The sequence below is a fragment of the uncultured Microbacterium sp. genome (genome assembly GCF_964244775.1).
GTDB lineage: Bacteria > Actinomycetota > Actinomycetes > Actinomycetales > Microbacteriaceae > Microbacterium.
Map to the genome: position 1 here is coordinate 1 of NZ_CAXTJR010000015.1, position 17,126 is coordinate 17,126.

The 17,126-nt window shown below is 69.7% G+C and carries 16 protein-coding genes; 8 read left to right on the forward strand and 8 right to left on the reverse strand.

All coding sequences use genetic code 11. The features are described from left to right. Window positions 1-109: 109 nt before the first annotated feature. From ACFE6Z_RS15860 to ACFE6Z_RS15880, 5 genes are all read right to left on the reverse strand, one after another. Window positions 110-1,726 carry a sensor histidine kinase gene (locus tag ACFE6Z_RS15860; protein ID WP_375386674.1) on the reverse strand — a complete coding sequence of 539 codons (1,617 nt, stop codon included), beginning with the start codon at window positions 1,724-1,726 and terminating at the stop codon, window positions 110-112. 197 nt (window positions 1,727-1,923) lie between these two features. Further along, window positions 1,924-2,616 (reverse strand): response regulator transcription factor, encoded by a 693-nt coding sequence (locus ACFE6Z_RS15865; protein ID WP_375386675.1) that lies wholly within the window; start codon window positions 2,614-2,616, stop codon window positions 1,924-1,926. A gap of 78 nt (window positions 2,617-2,694) precedes the next feature. Then, the gene (locus ACFE6Z_RS15870) at window positions 2,695-4,359 is read right to left on the reverse strand and encodes a DNA repair helicase XPB (RefSeq protein WP_375386676.1); all 1,665 of its coding nucleotides are present in this window, start codon (window positions 4,357-4,359) and stop codon (window positions 2,695-2,697) included. A 494-nt stretch (window positions 4,360-4,853) separates the two neighbouring features. After that, window positions 4,854-6,578, reverse strand: a complete 1,725-nt coding sequence (locus ACFE6Z_RS15875) for a helicase-associated domain-containing protein (RefSeq protein ID WP_375386677.1) — start codon at window positions 6,576-6,578, stop codon at window positions 4,854-4,856. A 1-nt stretch (window position 6,579) separates the two neighbouring features. Further along, on the reverse strand, window positions 6,580-6,849 hold the full coding sequence (locus tag ACFE6Z_RS15880) for a multidrug ABC transporter ATPase (RefSeq protein ID WP_375386678.1): 270 nt from the start codon (window positions 6,847-6,849) through the stop codon (window positions 6,580-6,582). Window positions 6,850-6,958: 109 nt separating this feature from the next. Here ACFE6Z_RS15880 and ACFE6Z_RS15885 point away from each other — a divergent pair, with 109 nt between their 5' ends. Together ACFE6Z_RS15885 and ACFE6Z_RS15890 are read left to right on the forward strand one after the other, a co-directional pair. After that, window positions 6,959-7,342, forward strand: a complete 384-nt coding sequence (locus tag ACFE6Z_RS15885) for a cold-shock protein (RefSeq protein ID WP_375386679.1) — start codon at window positions 6,959-6,961, stop codon at window positions 7,340-7,342. Further along, window positions 7,326-8,066 carry a DUF3027 domain-containing protein gene (locus tag ACFE6Z_RS15890; RefSeq protein WP_375386680.1) on the forward strand — a complete coding sequence of 247 codons (741 nt, stop codon included), beginning with the start codon at window positions 7,326-7,328 and terminating at the stop codon, window positions 8,064-8,066. Before ACFE6Z_RS15885 ends, ACFE6Z_RS15890 begins: the two co-directional genes overlap by 17 nt. 162 nt (window positions 8,067-8,228) lie before the next feature. Here ACFE6Z_RS15890 and serC read toward each other — a convergent pair whose 3' ends face one another. Continuing rightward, window positions 8,229-9,341: a phosphoserine transaminase gene (gene serC, locus ACFE6Z_RS15895; protein WP_375386681.1), complete on the reverse strand. Its 1,113-nt coding sequence runs from the start codon at window positions 9,339-9,341 to the stop codon at window positions 8,229-8,231. A gap of 96 nt (window positions 9,342-9,437) precedes the next feature. On the opposite strand from serC, the gene ACFE6Z_RS15900 reads away from it, so the two are divergent. The 3 genes from ACFE6Z_RS15900 (at window position 9,438) to ACFE6Z_RS15910 (ending at window position 12,541) form a co-directional block, all read left to right on the forward strand. Next, on the forward strand, window positions 9,438-10,139 hold the full coding sequence (locus ACFE6Z_RS15900) for a metal-dependent transcriptional regulator (RefSeq protein WP_375386682.1): 702 nt from the start codon (window positions 9,438-9,440) through the stop codon (window positions 10,137-10,139). Window positions 10,140-10,685: 546 nt separating this feature from the next. Next, window positions 10,686-11,615: a M23 family metallopeptidase gene (locus tag ACFE6Z_RS15905; protein ID WP_375386683.1), complete on the forward strand. Its 930-nt coding sequence runs from the start codon at window positions 10,686-10,688 to the stop codon at window positions 11,613-11,615. Between the two features lie 428 nt (window positions 11,616-12,043). Further along, window positions 12,044-12,541 carry an HNH endonuclease gene (locus ACFE6Z_RS15910; protein ID WP_375386684.1) on the forward strand — a complete coding sequence of 166 codons (498 nt, stop codon included), beginning with the start codon at window positions 12,044-12,046 and terminating at the stop codon, window positions 12,539-12,541. A gap of 145 nt (window positions 12,542-12,686) precedes the next feature. Here ACFE6Z_RS15910 and msrA read toward each other — a convergent pair whose 3' ends face one another. Together msrA and msrB are read right to left on the reverse strand one after the other, a co-directional pair. After that, window positions 12,687-13,244: a peptide-methionine (S)-S-oxide reductase MsrA gene (gene msrA / locus ACFE6Z_RS15915; RefSeq protein ID WP_375386685.1), complete on the reverse strand. Its 558-nt coding sequence runs from the start codon at window positions 13,242-13,244 to the stop codon at window positions 12,687-12,689. Continuing rightward, complete coding sequence (gene msrB / locus ACFE6Z_RS15920; protein WP_375386686.1) at window positions 13,241-13,714, reverse strand: peptide-methionine (R)-S-oxide reductase MsrB; 474 nt, start codon at window positions 13,712-13,714, stop codon at window positions 13,241-13,243. The genes msrA and msrB overlap by 4 nt, the downstream gene beginning before the upstream one ends. A gap of 275 nt (window positions 13,715-13,989) precedes the next feature. On the opposite strand from msrB, the gene ACFE6Z_RS15925 reads away from it, so the two are divergent. The 3 genes from ACFE6Z_RS15925 to ACFE6Z_RS15935 all read left to right on the forward strand — a co-directional run bounded on the left by ACFE6Z_RS15925 (window position 13,990) and on the right by ACFE6Z_RS15935 (window position 17,118). Further along, entirely contained in the window at window positions 13,990-14,547 is a 558-nt protein-coding gene (locus ACFE6Z_RS15925; protein WP_375386687.1) for a cysteine hydrolase family protein, read from the forward strand. Between the two features lie 137 nt (window positions 14,548-14,684). Further along, entirely contained in the window at window positions 14,685-15,464 is a 780-nt protein-coding gene (locus tag ACFE6Z_RS15930) for a hypothetical protein (RefSeq protein ID WP_375386688.1), read from the forward strand. A gap of 1 nt (window position 15,465) precedes the next feature. After that, window positions 15,466-17,118: a DNA polymerase Y family protein gene (locus ACFE6Z_RS15935; RefSeq protein WP_375386689.1), complete on the forward strand. Its 1,653-nt coding sequence runs from the start codon at window positions 15,466-15,468 to the stop codon at window positions 17,116-17,118. Window positions 17,119-17,126 lie beyond the last annotated feature (8 nt).

The following is a 17,126-nucleotide window of genomic DNA, read 5'->3' on the forward strand; positions in this document are numbered from 1 at the left end:
AATGCACCCTCGGTTCCCGCAATGCACCCTCGGTTCCCGCAATGCACCCTCGGTGAGGGTGCATTGCGACGGGTGAGGGTGCATTGCGCACGGCCGAGCGGGCGAGGCGTCAGGGAGTCGGGATGCCGGAACCCCGCGTCAACGGCAACGGCTGCGTCTCGATCCACAGGTGCGCCGCGGCGTCGGCCGGGGGAGCGAGGGGGAACGCTACCCGGAAGGTCGCGCCGCCCCCGGGGGTCTCGGTGACATCGACCGAGCCGTGCAGCGCCTCGATGATCGACGAGACGATCGACAGGCCCAGGCCCGCGCCGCCGGTCTCGCGCGTGCGCGAGGTGTCGGCGCGCCAGAAGCGCTGGAAGATCTTGTCGCGCAGCTGCTCGGGGATGCCCTCGCCGTGGTCGATCACCTCGATCCAGCCCATTCGGGTGGGAACATCGACGCCGACCGTCAGCTCGATCGGGGAATCTTCCGACGTGAACCGCCGCGCGTTGCCGAGGAGGTTGGTCACGACCTGGCGGATGCGGTTCTCGTCGCCGAGCACGATCGGTGGGGCGCTCGCGGCGCCGATGCCGTCCCCGGTGTCGCCCACCGGCGCCGACGGGGGCGGCGTCTCCGCTCCGGTCGCACGCGTCGCCGGCACAGGGCGCGGGCGGCGTCGCAGAAGCGACAGCGTCGCGCCGCCGGCGCGGGCGATCGCCGACGTGGGCGGGGATCCTCGCCGAGACGGCGCGTCGGGGCCGAGCTCGGAAGGGTCCGGGAGCGACTCGGCGGGCTCAGGCGGGGGCGGCGGCTCGACGATCGTCGTGTCCACGACCGTCACCGGGCGCTGGGGGGCCGCCGCGCGGACGTCGAGCGCAGCATCCCGAGCAATCGGCCGCAGATCGACCGGGCCGATCACCACGTCGCGCCGCTCGTCCAGGCGCGCCAGGGCGAGGAGGTCTTCGACCAGCACGCCCATCCGCTTGGCCTCCGACTCGATGCGGTTCATGGCCTGGGCGACGTCTTCGTCGCTGGTGATCGCACCCATGCGGTAGAGCTCGGCGTAGCCGCGCACCGTGACGAGCGGGGTGCGCAGCTCGTGGCTCGCATCGCCGATGAAGCGGCGCATCTGGCGAACGGTCGCGTCGCGCTCCGAGAGCGCGCCGTCGATCCGGCCCAGCATGGTGTTGATCGCGGTCTTGAGGCGACCCACTTCGGTGCCCGGCTCGATGTCGGTCATGCGCTGGCTGAAGTCGCCCGTGGCGATCGACATCGCGGTGGTCTCGACCTGACTGAGACTGCTGAACGCGAGCGTGACGAGGAATCGTGTCGCCAACGCTCCGGCGATGATCGTGATGAGGGCGAGGATGCCGTAGATGCCGAGGTAGGCCGTCACCACCCGATCGACCGGCGCGACCGGCAGTGCGACGAGCTGCGTGTAGAAGGTCGTTGCGCCCGGGATCTCCAGCAACGATATGACGGCATGGTAGGGCGCTCCGCCTGCGGAGCTCTCCAACTCGGTAGGGATGAGCCCCTTCGTGACGGTCTGGTCGAGAGTGATCTCGCGGGGAATCACCGGGGTCGGGCCTTTGCTCTCCGTCTGCTCGATCACCTGGCCGTCGGGGCTGTACACGGCGACGAAGTAGTCGGTAGTGGTGACCTGCTCATTCGCGTTGAAGGCGGCGTAGGTTCCATCCGTCTCGACAGTGAAGACAGACTTGGCGGGATCGGTCTGGGCAATCTGCACGAGCTGATCGTTCAGATTGTTGATGAGTGTGTTGCGCAGGAAGATCGCCGTGCCGAACCCCGCGGCGATCAGCCCGATCGCCAGCAGCGCGACGGTGACACCGGTGATCTTCGCGCGCAGGCTGATGCCACGCCACCAGCGGGTGACGCCATCGGCCTTCTTCTCTGCCAGGGCGGCCCCTTCCGTCAGGGACCGCGTCAGGCGGTCTTGCCCGCCTTGAGCATGTAGCCGAAGCCGCGCTTGGTCTGGATGAGCGCCTCGCTGGAGTGCGGGTCGATCTTGCGTCGCAGGTAGGAGATGTAGCTCTCCACGATCCCGGCGTCGCCGTTGAAGTCGTACTCCCAGACGTGATCGAGGATCTGCGCCTTCGACAGCACCCGGTTGGGATTGAGCATCAGGTAGCGCAGCAGCTTGAACTCGGTCGGGCTGAGGTCGATCGACACGTCGCCGACGAGCACATCGTGCGTGTCCTGGTCCATCGTCAACTCGCCCGCGCGGATCAGCGATTCCTCGTCGGCCTGCATCGTGCGGCGGAGGATCGCCTGGATGCGCGCCACGATCTCGTCGAGCGAGAACGGCTTGGTGACATAGTCGTCGCCGCCGGCGTTGAGACCGGCGATCTTGTCCTCGGTCTCGTCTTTGGCGGTGAGGAAGAGGATGGGCGCGGTGTAGCCCGCGCCGCGGAGCCGCTTGGTGACGCTGAAGCCGTTCATGTCGGGCAGCATCACGTCGAGGATGATGAGGTCTGGTTCCTCCTCGAGCACAGCCGAGATCGTCTGTGCACCGTTGGAGACGGCTTTCACCTGGAAACCCGCGAACCGGAGGCTCGTGATGAGCAGGTCGCGGATGTTCGGCTCGTCGTCGACGACGAGGATGCGAGGAGCGGTCATGACCCCATTATGGTGACGGATCTGTTGTGACCGCTGGATATTGCCCGGATCGGCGGATTCACGCGGGCTTGGAGGGGGTCACGCGGCCTTCGCGGTGATCCGGTCGGCATCGAGGATCGTATAGCTGTACCCCTGCTCGGCGAGGAACCGCTGCCGGTTCTGCGCGAAGTCCTGGTCGACGGTGTCACGCGCGATCAGCGTGTAGAAGCTCGCGGTGTGACCCGAGGTCTTGGGGCGCAGCAGGCGGCCGAGGCGCTGGGCCTCCTCTTGCCGTGAGCCGAACGAGCCGGACACCTGGATGGCGACGGATGCCTCGGGTAGATCGATCGAGAAGTTCGCGACCTTCGACACGACGAGTACTGAGATCTCGCCGACCCGGAAGGCCTGGTAGAGCTGCTCACGCTCGTCGATGGGCGTCGCGCCCGTGATCTTGGGGGCGTCGAGGGCCTCCGCCAGGATGTCGATCTGGTCGAGGTACTGGCCGATCACCAGGATCCGCTCGCCCTCGTGGCGCTCAACCAGGCTGCGGACGACATCGATCTTCGCGGCGGCGGTCGCGGCGAGGCGGTAGCGCTCGTCGTCGGCGGATGCCGCGTATTCGAGCCGATCGGAGGCGGGGAGGTCGACGCGCACCTCGTAGCAGGCGGCGGGCGAGATGAAGCCCTGGGCCTCGATCTCCTTCCACGGTGCATCGAACCGCTTGGGTCCGATGAGGCTGAAGACATCGCCCTCGCGACCGTCCTCGCGCACGAGCGTCGCCGTGAGGCCGAGGCGCCTGCGGGCTTGGAGATCCGCGGTCAGCTTGAACACGGGCGCCGGAAGCAGATGGACCTCGTCGTAGACGATGAGGCCCCAATCGAGAGCATCCAGCAACGCGAGGTGCGCGTACTCGCCCCGGCGCTTCGCCGTGAGGATCTGGTAGGTCGCGATCGTGACGGGCTTGACCTCTTTGACCTGCCCGGAGTACTCGCCGATCTCTTCGGCGGTGAGCGATGTGCGCTTGATGAGCTCGTCGCGCCACTGCCGCGCGCTGACGGTGTTGGTCACGAGGATGAGGGTGGTGGTCTTCGTGTCGGCCATCGCTGCCGCGCCGACGAGCGTCTTGCCTGCGCCGCAGGGGAGGACGACGACGCCAGAACCGCCTTCGGTGAAGATGTCGACGGCTTTGCGCTGGTAGGGCCGCAGTGTCCAGTCGGTTTCGTCGAGTTCGATCGGATGCGGCGTCCCCGGCGTGTAGCCCGCGCGGTCTTCGGCGGGCCAGCCGATCTTCAGCAGCTCCTGCTTGATATGACCGCGTGCCCAGGCGTCGACGACGTACGTGCCGGGGGAGGGGTGACCGATCAGGAGTGGCTGGATGCGCTTGTTGCGCGCCATCTCGGCGAGCACCGGCGCGTCGGTGGAGCGGAGCACGAGCACGTTCTCGCCGAAGCCCTCGACGTCGTCGCGCTCGATGACGAGCCGGCCGTAGCGGCCGACCGTCTCGCGGATGTCGATCGACACCGACGGCGGCACCGGGAAGCGCGACCATCGGTCGAGCGTCGCGAGCATGTCTTCGGCGTCGTGCCCGGCCGCTCGCGCGTTCCAGAGCCCGAGCCGGGTGACGCGGTAGGTGTGGATGTGCTCGGGCGCGCGTTCGAGTTCGGCGAAGATCGCCAGTTCGTGGCGTGCACTCTCCGCGTCCGGATGTGCCACTTCGAGCAGCACCGTCCGGTCACTCTGCACGATGAGGGGACCGTCAGCCATAAGGAATCGATTCTACCTGTGCGGCGCGAATGGCGGCGCTTCGGGTGGCGGAGTGCCGGGGTGGGTCGCTGCGCCCGACTCGTGTCGGGAAGTTGGTCCTCCGGCGCGCGCATGTCCGCCAGCTGGCTGACATGCGGATTTCGCGTGTCCGGGAGAAGGTTCTTCGCGCCACTCATGTCCGCCAGCTGGCTGGCATGGGCGGCGCTTCGGGTGGCGGAGTGCCGGGGTGGTTCGCTGGGCCCGACTCGTGTCGGGAAGTTGGTCCTCCGGCGCGCGCATGTCCGCCAGCTGGCTGACATGCGGATTTCGCGTGTCCGGGAGAAGGCTTTTCGCGCGACCCATGTCCGCCAGCTGGCGGACACGGCACGGGAGCGAAGGACGGAACGACGGGCAGGTGCGCGGGCGGGAGCGCCGGGCAGGAGTACCGGGCGGGAGCGCCGGGCGGGTCCGCGGCGGGAGCGCCGGGCGCGAGCGCAGCGGCCGAGCGCCCGCGCTCAGGCCGGCCGCACGCTCACGATGCTCGAGACCGGCAGAGTGCGCTCGATGTCGGCGCCGCGGTCGCGGCCGCGGAGGCGCCCGCCGCCCAGACCCGACGCCTCGAGCGTGAAGGTGCGCTCCGACCCGTCGGGCAGCCGCACGGCGACCTCGATGATCGACCGAGCGCGCACCGCCTGGTCGAGTTCGCGGCCTAGCCACGCGGCATCCTCATCTCCGCCTTCACTCGCTCGGAGGGTCGCGATCAGGCGTGCGTAAAGGTCGTCGGCGCTACGCGGTCCCGCGCTGGCGGGCCGCCCGCGTCGGAGCGAGGCGGACGCACCGTCGTCATCGAGTGCCACCACCGGGTAGCGCGCATCGGCGAGCGACCAGTAGACCGCGTCGCGCTCCACGCGTGAGCTGAGCGCGTCGCCGTCGAGAACGAGGCCGAGCGGTCGGAGGGCCTGATCCACCGCGATCGTGTCACGCAGTGCGTGATCATCGCTTTCGATGCGGGTGCGGCCGGTCGCAGCATCCGTCCGCACCGTGACACGCCCATGGCGCGCGGCGGTGCTCGAGATGAGATAGTCCAGCGGCTGGGGGATGCCGGTCAGCGAGATCCTCGAGAGGAACTCGCGCACCGACTCGGCGCTCTCGCCCTCGGTCATGCCGGCGCCGAGCGAATCGACGCTGAAGCGATACGTGGATGCTTGGGCCCGCGACTCGCGATGCGCGATGCTGCGCAGCCGCAGGTCGAGTGCCGGCGCAAGAGGTCCGGGAGCGATCGCGGTCAGGTCGGCCTGCAGGTACACGCGATCGATCTCGGCGGGCAGATGGCGGGCGAGGCTTGCGGTGTCGGGCTTGCGGCCCTGACGCAGGTCGGTCGCCCACGCCGGCTCGGCACCGCCTGGGGTCAGAAGCGTCCACTGGCGGGCGATGCGCAGCATCCGGGCCACGCGGTCGGGCCACTCGGGATCGAGGGGGAACGCCGCCTCCCATGCCGACGGCGGCATGAACCCGCCGCCGGGGATGCGGAGGGCGTCGGGCAGCTCGGAGCGGAGACCCTCGGCGATCGCCTGCCAGCGCTCGGCGGTCGGAAGCTGCAGCCACCTCTCGGCGTTGCTCGTGCCGACCCACTCGCGCTCGGCGGCGCGGACGAGATCTGCGGCGGCGGCGGCGGCGACGAGATCGTCGAGGTCGTCGGGTGAGGACAACGCCCCGGCCTCGATGAGTCTGCGGCGGTCGGCGGCGCTCACCGTACCGGATCCGGTACGGGTGAACGGGCCGTGCAGGCACGCCAGGAGCACGTCGGCCAGCGCGGCGACGGTGGTGAAGGCGCGCTCGGCGGCAGCCGCGGCGGCCGCTTCGTCGGCCGGTGGGGGTGCGGGCACCTCCGGAAGCGGGCTGACCGCATCGGGATTGGCGGCAGCGACCGCTTGTGCCCGCGCCGTCACGGCGCCGTAGGGCAGTCCGTTCTCATCCGCCAGCGCCCGCGCGCTCAGCCGTTCGGCGACGGGGCGGGCGACCACTCCGTCGTGGGCGAGGGCGACCAGCGCCGTGCGGGGGAGCTTCTGGAGAGCGCGATCGATGGATGCAGCATCCAGAAGCGCGTCCGCAGCGTCGAAGAAGTCGCGCCATGCGACGCCTGCGGTGACACCGCGCAGAGCGAAGACCGCAGCGAGCCGCTCATCGCTCAGACCTGCCAGGCGGATCGCCAGGGCGCGCTGATCCGAGGAGTCGGCCACGTCAGTTACCTCGGTTGGCCCGGGCCCTTCGGACGAAACTCATGATCAGTACGGCGACGATCATCAGGAAGGCGATCGGCAGGGCGATCAGAGGGAACACCACCAGGACCGGCCAGATGCCGGTGCTCATGTCGGTGACGCCGAGGGGTTGGGCCGCGATCACGGCGAAGAAGCAGACCACGGAGACGAGCGCGAGTCCGAGCCCTGTCACTGCCAGGTAGCGGTCGATGCGACGGACGGGTACGTCCTCGCCGGGGTTGCGGGTGCTCATCCGCTCCAGCCTACCTGCCCGGTGGGCGTGCCGTAGGGTGGAAGGCAGGGCTTCTTCAGCCCTGCTCCGCCATGCCCGCTTCTGCGGGCCGTTCCCCAGCGAGGTCTTCATGCCCACCGGCAAGGTCAGGTTCTATGACGAGGAGAAGGGCTTCGGCTTCATCACCACCGATGACGGTCAAGATGTCTTCCTGCACGCCACCGCCCTGCCTGCCGGCTCGCCGCCCCCGAAGGCGGGTGTCCGACTTGAGTTCGGCGTCGCCGACGGCAAGCGCGGTCTGCAGGCGCTGTCGGTGCGGGTGCTCGAAGCTCCGGTCAGCCTCGCGAAGCGGTCGCGCAAGCCCGCCGACGACATGGCGATCATCGTCGAAGACCTCGTGAAGCTGCTCGACGGTGTCGGAAACGACCTGCGCAAGGGGCGGTATCCCAGCGGTTCGCACGGCAAGACCGTCGTCGCAGTGCTGCGCAAGGTCGCCGATGAACTCGACGCCTGACGATTCGCAGGAGCTTCCCGAACCGACCTCTGATCCGGCGTCGTCGGCACCGCTCGCGCCGCTCGGTGACGAGCGGCTGCTGGCCGCCCACGATCAGGCGCGCGACGCGCTGATCGAGATCACGCCGGAAGACACGATCGGCCCGCCCGCGGGCTACTCGGTCGAGCCCGACGGAGTCGTCTCGCTGCGCTTCGAGAACCGGCTGGCGGGATACCCCGGCTGGTTCTGGACGGTGAGCCTGGCAAGACTCGCGGATGCTGATCCCTCCGTCCTCGAGGTGGAACTGCTCCCCGGGGATGCTGCGCTCCTGGCTCCGGACTGGGTGCCGTGGGCGGTTCGCCTCGCCGATTACCAGGCCGCGCAGGAGGCGATCGCGGAGGCGAACGCCGCGGCGGGGATCGAAGACGACGACGAGGACGACTCCGACGAGGATGACGACGAACTCGCCGACGAGCTCGCAGACATCGATGACCTGGATGCTGTCGACTTCGACGCCGACGCGTCGCCCATCCTGCATGCGGGAGACGTCGACGGCGTCGACATCGACGAGCTCGACGTCGACGCGAATGCTGTCGACGACGACGACGACGACGACGATGACGATCTCGACGACGCCGATGACGACGACGCGGACGATGACGACGAGTCGGACGACGCCGAAGACGACGAGGACGCGGACGATGACGACGACTTCGCCTACGACGAGGGTTCGCGCGAGTACTGACCTGCCTTCCGAAGGCGCGACAAACCACTTTTCCGTCGAAACACCACGCGATGCGTGATGTCTCGACGGAAAACTGGTTTCTCGCGCCGGAATGGCCGACGGACCTGGGTCGGCACGCCGGAATGGCCGACGGACCCGGGTCGGGACGCGGAAGGCCGGCGCTCAGCTGTTGGCGAGCACGAAGTCGATCGACCGGATGAGCTGACGCACATCGTCGGGCTCGATCGACACGAACGTCGCCACGCGCAGCTGATTGCGCCCGAGCTTGCGATACGGCTCGGTGTCGACGATGCCGTTGGCGCGCAGCGTCTTGGCGATCGCGGCGGCGTCGATCGCCTCGTCGAAGTCGATCGTCACGACCACGGGCGAGCGGTCAGCCGGGTCTGCCACGAACGGCGTCGCGACCGCCGATGCCTCCGCCCAGTCGTACAGCGCCGCCGACGACTCAGCCGTGCGAGCGCTGGACCAGGCGAGGCCGCCGTTGCCGAGCATCCATTCCAGCTGGCTGTCCAGCAGCACGAGCGTCGTGATCGCCGGAGTGTTGAGGGTCTGCTCGAGCCGCGAGTTGTCGACGGCATTCTTCAGGCTCAAGAACTCGGGAATGTAGCGGTCAGATGCTGCGATCCGCCCGATCCGCTCGATCGCCGCAGGCGAGACAGCCGCGAACCACAGACCGCCGTCCGAACCGAGGTTCTTCTGGGGCGCGAAGTAGTACACGTCGGTCTCGGAGATGTCGACGTCGATGCCGCCTGCGGCGCTGGTCGCGTCGATGACGGTGAGGGCTCCCGGGTCACCGGTCACGCGGGTCACCGGAGCCGAGACGCCGGTGGAGGTCTCGTTGTGCGGCCAGGCGTACACGTCGACGCCTTCGACGGGCTCGGCGGTGGTGCGGGTGCCGGCGTCGACCGCGCGGACGTCGGGGGCCTGCAGCCACGGAGCGGCCGCCGCGGCGGCGAACTTGCCACCGAACTCGCCGAATACGAGGTTCTGGCTGCGGTTTTCGATCAGGCCGAAGGCCGCAGCATCCCAGAACGCCGTCGATCCGCCGTTGCCGAGGATGATCTCGTAGCCGTCCGGAAGGCGGAACAGCTCGGCCAGGCGCGCACGCACCGAGCCGACGAGGTTCTTCACGGGCGCCTGCCGGTGCGAGGTGCCGAGCACGTCGGCGCCCCATCCGGCGAGGGCCGCGAGTTGCGCGTCGCGCACCTTGGAGGGGCCGCATCCGAAGCGTCCGTCGGCGGGCAGCAGGTCGCGGGGAATCTCGAGGTGCGGCATCCCACGATTCTAGAGGCGAGCGCCGGGGCACCCAGGTCTCGTGTCAGCACGCTGGGTTAGGCTTGCCTACCACCCCCACAGCAAGGATGCACAGGCATGGCCGATCTGATCGACACGACCGAGATGTACCTGCGCACGATCCTCGAGCTCGAGGAAGAGAACATCGTGCCGCTGCGTGCGCGCATCTCCGAGCGGCTCGGGCATTCCGGCCCGACGGTGTCGCAGACGGTAGGCCGAATGGAGCGCGACGGGCTGGTCATCGTCTCGGACGATCGCCGCCTCGAACTCACCGACGCGGGCCGCAACAAGGCGGTCGACGTCATGCGCAAGCATCGTCTGGCCGAGCGGCTGCTCAGCGACGTGATCGGCCTGGACTGGGCGTACGTGCACGAAGAGGCCTGCCGCTGGGAGCACGTCATGAGCGAGCAGGTCGAGCGTCGCCTCGTCGAACTGCTCGGCCACCCCACCGAGTCGCCGTACGGCAACCCGATCCCAGGACTCGACCAGCTCGGCGACATGCCGGCCCGCACCTTCGAAGAGGGCGTCGTCGGACTCGTCCGCCGGCTCAACGACGCGGGCGAGCCGATCGTGGGCACCGTCCGCCGCCTCGCCGAGCCCGTGCAGGTCGACCCCGAGCTGCTGCAGCAGCTCAAGTCGGCGGGCGTCGTGCCCGGCGCACACGGCGACTACCGCTACAACGAGGGCTACGTGCTGGTGCAGATGGACGGCAACGACGAGGGCCTCGAGCTTCCCGTCGAGGTCGCGTCGCACATCTTCCTGGTCGACGACCGGGTCTGAGCTTCTGGGCGGGGACGGGGCTCGTCGGCCCTGGCCGCGACGGGCTGCCCGCGCGCTGGCATGCCGGCGCGCCGGGATCCCCGCATTCCCCGACCCGAGCATCCCTTCGTTCGCGAGAAACCACTTTCGCGATGAGACGCACCGCGATGCGGGGTGTCTCGGCGGGAATGTGGTTTCTCGCGCTCGTAGGAGAGGCGAGGGGCGGGGGGATGCTCGGCCCGAGCTGCCCCGGAGGCTCGACGCCGCTGCGCCCAGCGGCGTGGCCGGACACGTGCGTGCGCCGGGTGCGGGGCGGCGTCGGTTCCTCCCCAGACGGGCGGGATGCTGGCAGTATTCGCAGATGCCTCCGATGAAAGTGACTTATTCGTTACCTTCGGGTAGCCTCGGAGAAGTCCACAGGCGAGAAGCCCGCCGTCGGACCCCTGGTGTTCTGCCTCTACGGCTCGTCGTTCACCGGGTGAAGCCCGCACACCGTGCCTTGACGCAGAGTGCCGACGAGCCAGTGTCGTCCCGACGACAGAGGCCCCGGAGGATAGCTTGGCTGAAGTGACCGATTCGTCGAACGAACCCGACATCGACACGACGAGTCTGACGCGCCGCGATCGCGCGCGCAGGAACCCTGCACGCCCAACGGCCCCCGCGAAAGCGCCTCGTCTTTCCCGACAGAGCAACCGCACCGAGAAGGTCGTCGCCGCCTCCACCGCGCCGCACGCACCCCACCCCAAGACGAAGGCCAAGGCCAAGCCGCTGCGCAGCGCCGTCATTCTGACGATGGTGGCGGGGCTCATCGCCACCGTCGCGCTGCCGGCGTATGCCGCGACGCGGCCCACATCCGAGGCGCTCACGCTCCAGCAGGTCTCCGAGGGTGACGCCCAGTCGCTCGTCGTGGCTTCCGACGCGACATCGACCGCGCTCACCCGCGGCAGCTACGACGCCACCACCGCCGCCGAGATCACGCAGAAGAAGGCCGAAGAAGCCGCCGCCGCTGCTGCCGCAGCCCGCGCTGCTGCGGCAGTCGCCGCCACCTCGACCGCCACCTCGATTCCGCTCAATGTCAACCTGACCTCGCCCGGCACGGGCGAGGTGCGCTGGCCGATCCTGAACTTCACCAAGGGCCGCGGGCTCTGGGACTCGGGGTACCACCAGGGGCAGGATCTCCTCGCACCGGCGATGACGCCGATCTACGCCGCCGCCGCCGGCGTGGTGAGCATCTCGGCGGAGAGCGTCGGCGGCTACGGCGTCGGCATCGAGATCCAGCACGTCATCGGCGGACAGCAGGTCGCCACGATGTATGGCCACATGACCTACGGCACCCGCCAGGTGCAGGTCGGCGACTCGGTCGCCGCCGGCCAGCTGATCGGCTTCGTCGGCAGCACCGGCAGCTCGACCGCGAACCACCTCCACTTCGAAGTCCATATCAACGGATCTGTCGTTGATCCGTGGGATTGGCTTATCGCCAACGCAGGCGCGCTGTAGCCACAGGCGCGGAGCCGGCAACCCCGAGCCGCCGGCACGCCCGACAGCCCCGAGCCCCCGGCGGCACCAAGCATCCGGCAGCCCCGGACGACAGCATCCGGCCACCTTCTGCTCGCGCAATTCCTGACACCGACACGCCACCGCGCGTTAACCTTCCCCGCGACCCCCGGTGGTCGTAGCGTGTATTACCCTGAAATCCGACGCTGAGAAGAAGCGGAGGGCGCCGATGGGCAGCACACCACGCATCCGAACCATGGATGCGCTCGGTCGGCTGGTACTTCGGCATCGTGTGAACGGATGCCGCGGCATAGCCGTGGCGTCGAGGCGCTGTCCATGAGACAGCGCCTTTTTTCATCCCCCCGCGCCGCTCGAGGCGTCGTTCGTATCGAATACCGGGAAGCCGTCCCGGCCGTTCGGAAGGATGGGGAATGCGCACTCTTGTGCTGAATGCGGGTTACGAGCCGCTTGCGGTCGTGTCGTTCAAGCGGGCGCTCGTGCTCGTGATGAATGAGAAGGCCACCGTCATCGAGTGCGTCGATGGCGAACCGATCTGGGGTGCGCGCGGCGCCTATGACCGACCGGCGGTGATCCTGCTGACGCGGTACGTCCGCGTGCCGGGTGGCCGCCACATCCCGGTGACCCGTCGCGGGGTGCTGCGCCGTGATGCCCACCGCTGCGCGTACTGCGCCAAGACCGCGTCGACGATCGATCACGTCCTGCCGCGCTCGCGCGGGGGCGCGGACTCGTGGGAGAACCTGGTCGCCTGCTGCCTGCGCTGCAACAACGTCAAAGGCGACCGGACGCCCCAGGAGATGGGGTGGGAGCTGCGGCTGACCCCGCGCCCGCCCCGCGGCCTGCAGTGGACCGTGCGCGGAACCGACCGCGCCGACCCGCGCTGGAGCCCGTACCTCGGGCTTGCCGCGTAGGTCGGCCGCGGCGCAGCGCACCGGTACAGGCGAAGTATCGAAAACAGGACGATCCCAGTGGGACCGCCCTGTTTTCGGTATATCTCCTGCGTCCGTGCGGGACGAGGGACGGATGCTCCGCCCGCCGCCCCCGCGAGGTCAGACCTCAGACCGCCGAGGTCTCCTCCCGGCGGGGCAGCACCCAGCCGGGCCGCACGAAGTGGCACGTGTAGCCGTGGGGGATCCGCACGAGGTAGTCCTGGTGCTCCGGCTCGGCCTCCCAGAACGCGCCCAGGGGCTCGATCGTGGTGACGGCCTTGCGCGGCCAGAGCCCCGAGGCATCCACATCGGCGATCGTCTCGCGGGCGACCCGCTCCTGCTCGGCCGTGGTCGGGAAGATCGCCGACCGGTAGCTCGTGCCGACGTCGTTGCCCTGACGATTCAGGGTCGAGGGGTCGTGGATCTGGAAGAAGAACGCCAGGATGTCGCGATAGGTCGTCTTCGTCGGGTCGAACACGATCTCCACGGCCTCGGCATGACCGGTGTGACGCTGGTAGGTCGCGTGGTCGTTCGTGCCGCCGGTGTAGCCGACGCGCGTCTCGAGCACGCCGGGCTGGCGGCGGATCAGATCTTCGACGCCCCAGAAGCAGCCGCCCGCGAGGACAGCCGTCTCCGTGCCGGGGGTCTGGGTGATGGCGCCGGTGTCGAAAGGTCCGCTGGTCATGAGGCGTTCTCCTGAGTGGTCGTGGTGGGCTCGAAAAGCTCGCGGTAATCACCGTATCCCTGCGCCTCGAGCTGTGCGACGGGGATGAACCGCATCGCGGCCGAGTTCATGCAGTAACGCAGGCCCCCAGCATCCCGCGGCCCGTCGTCGAAGACGTGACCCAGGTGGCTGTCGGCGCCCGCGGAGCGCACCTCGGTGCGCTTCATCCAGAGCTTGCCGTCGACGTGCTCGGTGACGACGCTGGGTGCGAGCGGCTTGGTGAAGCTCGGCCAGCCCGAGTGGCTGTCGTACTTGTCGGTCGACGAGAACAGCGGCTCGCCCGAGACGACGTCGACGTAGATGCCGTCTTCGTGGTTGTCCCAGTACTCGTTGCGGAACGCGGGCTCGGTGGCGTCCTCCTGGGTGACCCGGTACTGGTTCGGGGTGAGACGACTGAGCGCCTCGGGAGTCTTGCGGTAGTCCTGTGACACGTTTCCTCCTAGGTCAGGCGCGGCTGGCTACTGCGTCTTGTATTCAGAACGCACAGGTCTATCGGATTGGTCCCGCGAAGCTGGGAGCGGGCCGTGAGTTTCGACCGGCGGGTCGGGTCACGGCGGCAAGCGGTAGTCACCGGGCGGCGTTTCCGGGCGGTGAATGGTGACAACTCCGGCAGTTCATGGCCAGATGGCGGTTATGAGGCGCAGATCGGCCGTTCGGCGCAAGTTTTACCGGAGTTGTGCACGCGCACGCGGGGAAGATGGACTCCATGACGCAGGCACTCATCGTGATCGACATGCAGCGCGGCTTCGACGACGCCGTCTGGGGGCCCTCGACCAACCCGGAGTGCGAGGCGAACGTCTCGGCCCTGATCGAGGCGTGGCCCGGCCGTGGCCCGATCGTCGTGGTGCGGCACGATTCGCGTTCCGAGGCGTCGCCGTTGCATCCGGATGCTGCGGGCAACGCCCTCGTCGACCCGGTCGCCGCCGTCGAGCCCGATCTGTTCATCATGAAGAACGTCAACTCGGCGTTCTACGGAGACCGCGATCTGCACGCCTGGCTCGGCGAGCGGGGGATCGAAGAATTGGTGATCTGCGGCATCCAGACCAACATGTGCGTCGAGACGACCGCGCGGATGGCGGGCAACCTCGGCTACGACGTCGTGGTGGCGCTGGATGCGACGCGCACGTTCGATCTGACGGCGGATGTCGCGGGCCTCGGCACCGTCACGCGCAGCGCCGCCGAGCTCATGGCCACGACGGCGCTCGACCTGCAGGCCGGCGGCTTCGCGCGGATCGCGACGACCGCGGAGCTCGTCGCGGGCTGACCCTGAGGCGCGGCTCGCGGGGGAAGCAGCGCAGAGTATCGAACATAGGATGTAAAAACGGGCATGAGGATGTCTGCGCCCGAGGCTAACGTCGAATCCAGGTAGAGAATCTAGAACGTATGTTCTAGTCTGGGTCGATGGGGGCGAACATGCGCAGCAGCGCCGACGAGGTGGGCGATCTGCGCGCTCAGCTCGAGCGTGTGCAGGGCCGCAAGCTCGACGCGCCGGTGCTGCCCACGCATCCCGCCCTCGCCGATCTCCTTCCCGGGCGGGGGCTCCGGCCGGGCTCGGCCTACTCGCTCCCCGCGTCGGGGTCGCTGCTGCTGGCGCTGATCGCGCGTGCGTCGCAAGAGGGGTCGTGGTGCGGGGTGATCGGCATGCCCGAGCTCGGGGCCGAGGCCGCCGAGCGACTCGGCGTCGACCTCGACCGGCTCGTGCTCATCCCCGACCCAGGTCCGCGCTGGCTGGCGGTCGCCGCCACGATCGCCGATGTGCTGCCGATTGTGGCCGTGCGCCCGCAGGGCCGGCCGATGGGTCAGGAGGTCTCGCGGCTCGCTGCGCGCCTGCGCGACCGCGGCGCGGTGCTGCTCGTCGAGGGCGAGTGGCCGCAGGCCGAGGCCGTGCTCCGGGTCAGCGAGCCCGAGTGGTCGGGCCTCGGCGAGGGGTACGGCTACCTGGCCGGCCGCGCCGTCACCGTCACCTCGTCGAGCAGGCGCTGGCCGGTTCCTCGCAGGTCCAGGATGCTGTTGCCCGCAGCCGACGGCACGGTATCGGCGCTGCGTGACCAGAGCGGGCAGCGCGCGCCGATAACCGCGATCGGCGGCACCACACGCGAGACAGCGGGCGACGCCGCGCGGGCAGCGGGCGACGCCGCGCGGGCGGCGTACCCGCCGCCCGGGGTGAGAGCGGTGGGGTGACATGGCATCCGCCCCCGTGTTCTCGCCGCCCGGGCAGGCTCCGGTCCGGAGTCTCGTCCTGTGGTTTCCGGATTGGCCGGTCACCGCGCTGCTGCGTGACCCAACCGCGGGGGTCGCGCGGCGGGCGAGCGGATCCGCGCCGAACAGCACCGCGCCTGACAGCACCGCCCCGAACAGCACCGCGCCGCCGATCGCCGTGATGGAGCGCAACCTCGTCGTCGCCTGCTCTCCGGCGGCCCGGGCGGAGGGGGTGCGGCGCGGGCAGCGGCGCCGTGACGCCCAGGCGCGGTGTCCGCGACTGGTCGTCGTCACCGCCGATCCGGGGCGCGATCACCGCCTGTTCGCTCCGGTGGTGTCGCTCATCGAGGAGCGGGCGCCCGGGGTGCAGATCGTTCGCGCCGGGCTGTGCGCGCTGCGCGCCCGGGGCCCTGCGCGCTACTACGGCGGCGAGGAGGAGGCCGCGCGGGTGCTGCTCGCCGCGCTCGCCGAAGAGGGTCTGCACGGAGTACGGGCCGGGGTGGCCGACGGACCGTTCTCTGCCGAGCAGGCAGCCCGGTACGGCACTGCCGAGCACGTGAGGGTGGTACCGCCCGGCGCGGCCGGTGAGTTCCTCGCGCCGCTGCCCGTGACCGTGCTGGGCGACGCCTGGGCGGCGTTGGGCGCGAGCGATGATCTGGTGGATCTGCTCGCCCGGCTGGGTGTGCAGACCCTGGCCGACTTCGCGGCCCTCGAGGTGGAGCGGGTGCGCGAGAGGTTCGGTGATCGCGGAGTCCGCCTGCATTCCCTCGCCGCAGGCCAGGATTCCCGGCCCGTGCAGCCGCGCACACCTCCGCCCGAGCTGCATCGCGAGGTGGCGTTCGAGCCTCCGCTCGAACTCGCCGACCAGGTGGCGTTCGGCATGCGCATCGCCGCCGACGAGTTCATCGCCCGCCTCGGTGCGCACGACCTCGTCTGCACCGAGCTGCGGGTCGAGCTCGCGGGCGAGCGCGGCGAGCGGTCCGAGCGGGTGTGGCTGCATCCCGCCTCCTTCGACGCGGCGGCCGTCGTCGACCGGGTGCGCTGGCAGCTCGGCGAGGCGCAGGGCGTTCTGGCGAGCGGAGTCGCGCTCGTGCGCATCGAGCCCGCGGCGGTGGATGCGGCATCCCATCACACTCCGGCGATCTTCGGCGCCGGCGCGGAGGAGCGCGTGCACCACGCCCTCTCGCGCGTGCAGGCGATGCTCGGGCACCGCGGGGTGCTCACCCCGGCGATCGGCGGCGGCCGCTGGCTCGCCGAGCGCCAGGTGCAGGTGCCGTGGGGCGATCGGGCCGTGCTGCGCCACGAGCGGGCGCGGCCGTGGCCGGGAAGCCTGCCCGACCCCCTGCCGACGACGGTGTACCCCGAGCCGTGGCTCGTCGAGGTCACCGACGGGGCGGGGGATGCTGTGCGGATCGGCGATCGCGGAGCCCTCAGCTCCCCGCCCGCCATACTCGACGCCGACGGCCGCCGGCGGCGGATCGACGCGTGGGCAGGGCCGTGGCCGGTCAGCGAACGCGGATGGGACGAGCTGCGCCGTCGCCGGGCGCATCGGTTCCAGGTGGTCGACACCGACGGTCTCGCGTGGCTGCTGATCTGGGAAGAGGGCGAGTGGCGTGCCGAGGGTCGCTATGACTGACCCCTGGA

Excerpts from the sequence above, each read along its gene's own strand:
- ACFE6Z_RS15865 (WP_375386675.1), bottom strand. The coding sequence starts at position 2,616 with ATGACCGCTCCTCGCATCCTCGTCGTCGACGACGAGCCGAACATCCGC.
- ACFE6Z_RS15870 (WP_375386676.1), bottom strand. The coding sequence starts at position 4,359 with ATGGCTGACGGTCCCCTCATCGTGCAGAGTGACCGGACGGTGCTGCTC.
- ACFE6Z_RS15880 (WP_375386678.1), bottom strand. The coding sequence starts at position 6,849 with ATGAGCACCCGCAACCCCGGCGAGGACGTACCCGTCCGTCGCATCGAC.
- ACFE6Z_RS15885 (WP_375386679.1), top strand. The coding sequence starts at position 6,959 with ATGCCCACCGGCAAGGTCAGGTTCTATGACGAGGAGAAGGGCTTCGGC.
- ACFE6Z_RS15890 (WP_375386680.1), top strand. The coding sequence starts at position 7,326 with ATGAACTCGACGCCTGACGATTCGCAGGAGCTTCCCGAACCGACCTCT.
- serC (WP_375386681.1), bottom strand. The coding sequence starts at position 9,341 with ATGCCGCACCTCGAGATTCCCCGCGACCTGCTGCCCGCCGACGGACGC.
- ACFE6Z_RS15900 (WP_375386682.1), top strand. The coding sequence starts at position 9,438 with ATGGCCGATCTGATCGACACGACCGAGATGTACCTGCGCACGATCCTC.
- ACFE6Z_RS15910 (WP_375386684.1), top strand. The coding sequence starts at position 12,044 with ATGCGCACTCTTGTGCTGAATGCGGGTTACGAGCCGCTTGCGGTCGTG.
- msrA (WP_375386685.1), bottom strand. The coding sequence starts at position 13,244 with ATGACCAGCGGACCTTTCGACACCGGCGCCATCACCCAGACCCCCGGC.
- ACFE6Z_RS15925 (WP_375386687.1), top strand. The coding sequence starts at position 13,990 with ATGACGCAGGCACTCATCGTGATCGACATGCAGCGCGGCTTCGACGAC.
- ACFE6Z_RS15930 (WP_375386688.1), top strand. The coding sequence starts at position 14,685 with ATGGGGGCGAACATGCGCAGCAGCGCCGACGAGGTGGGCGATCTGCGC.
- ACFE6Z_RS15935 (WP_375386689.1), top strand. The coding sequence starts at position 15,466 with ATGGCATCCGCCCCCGTGTTCTCGCCGCCCGGGCAGGCTCCGGTCCGG.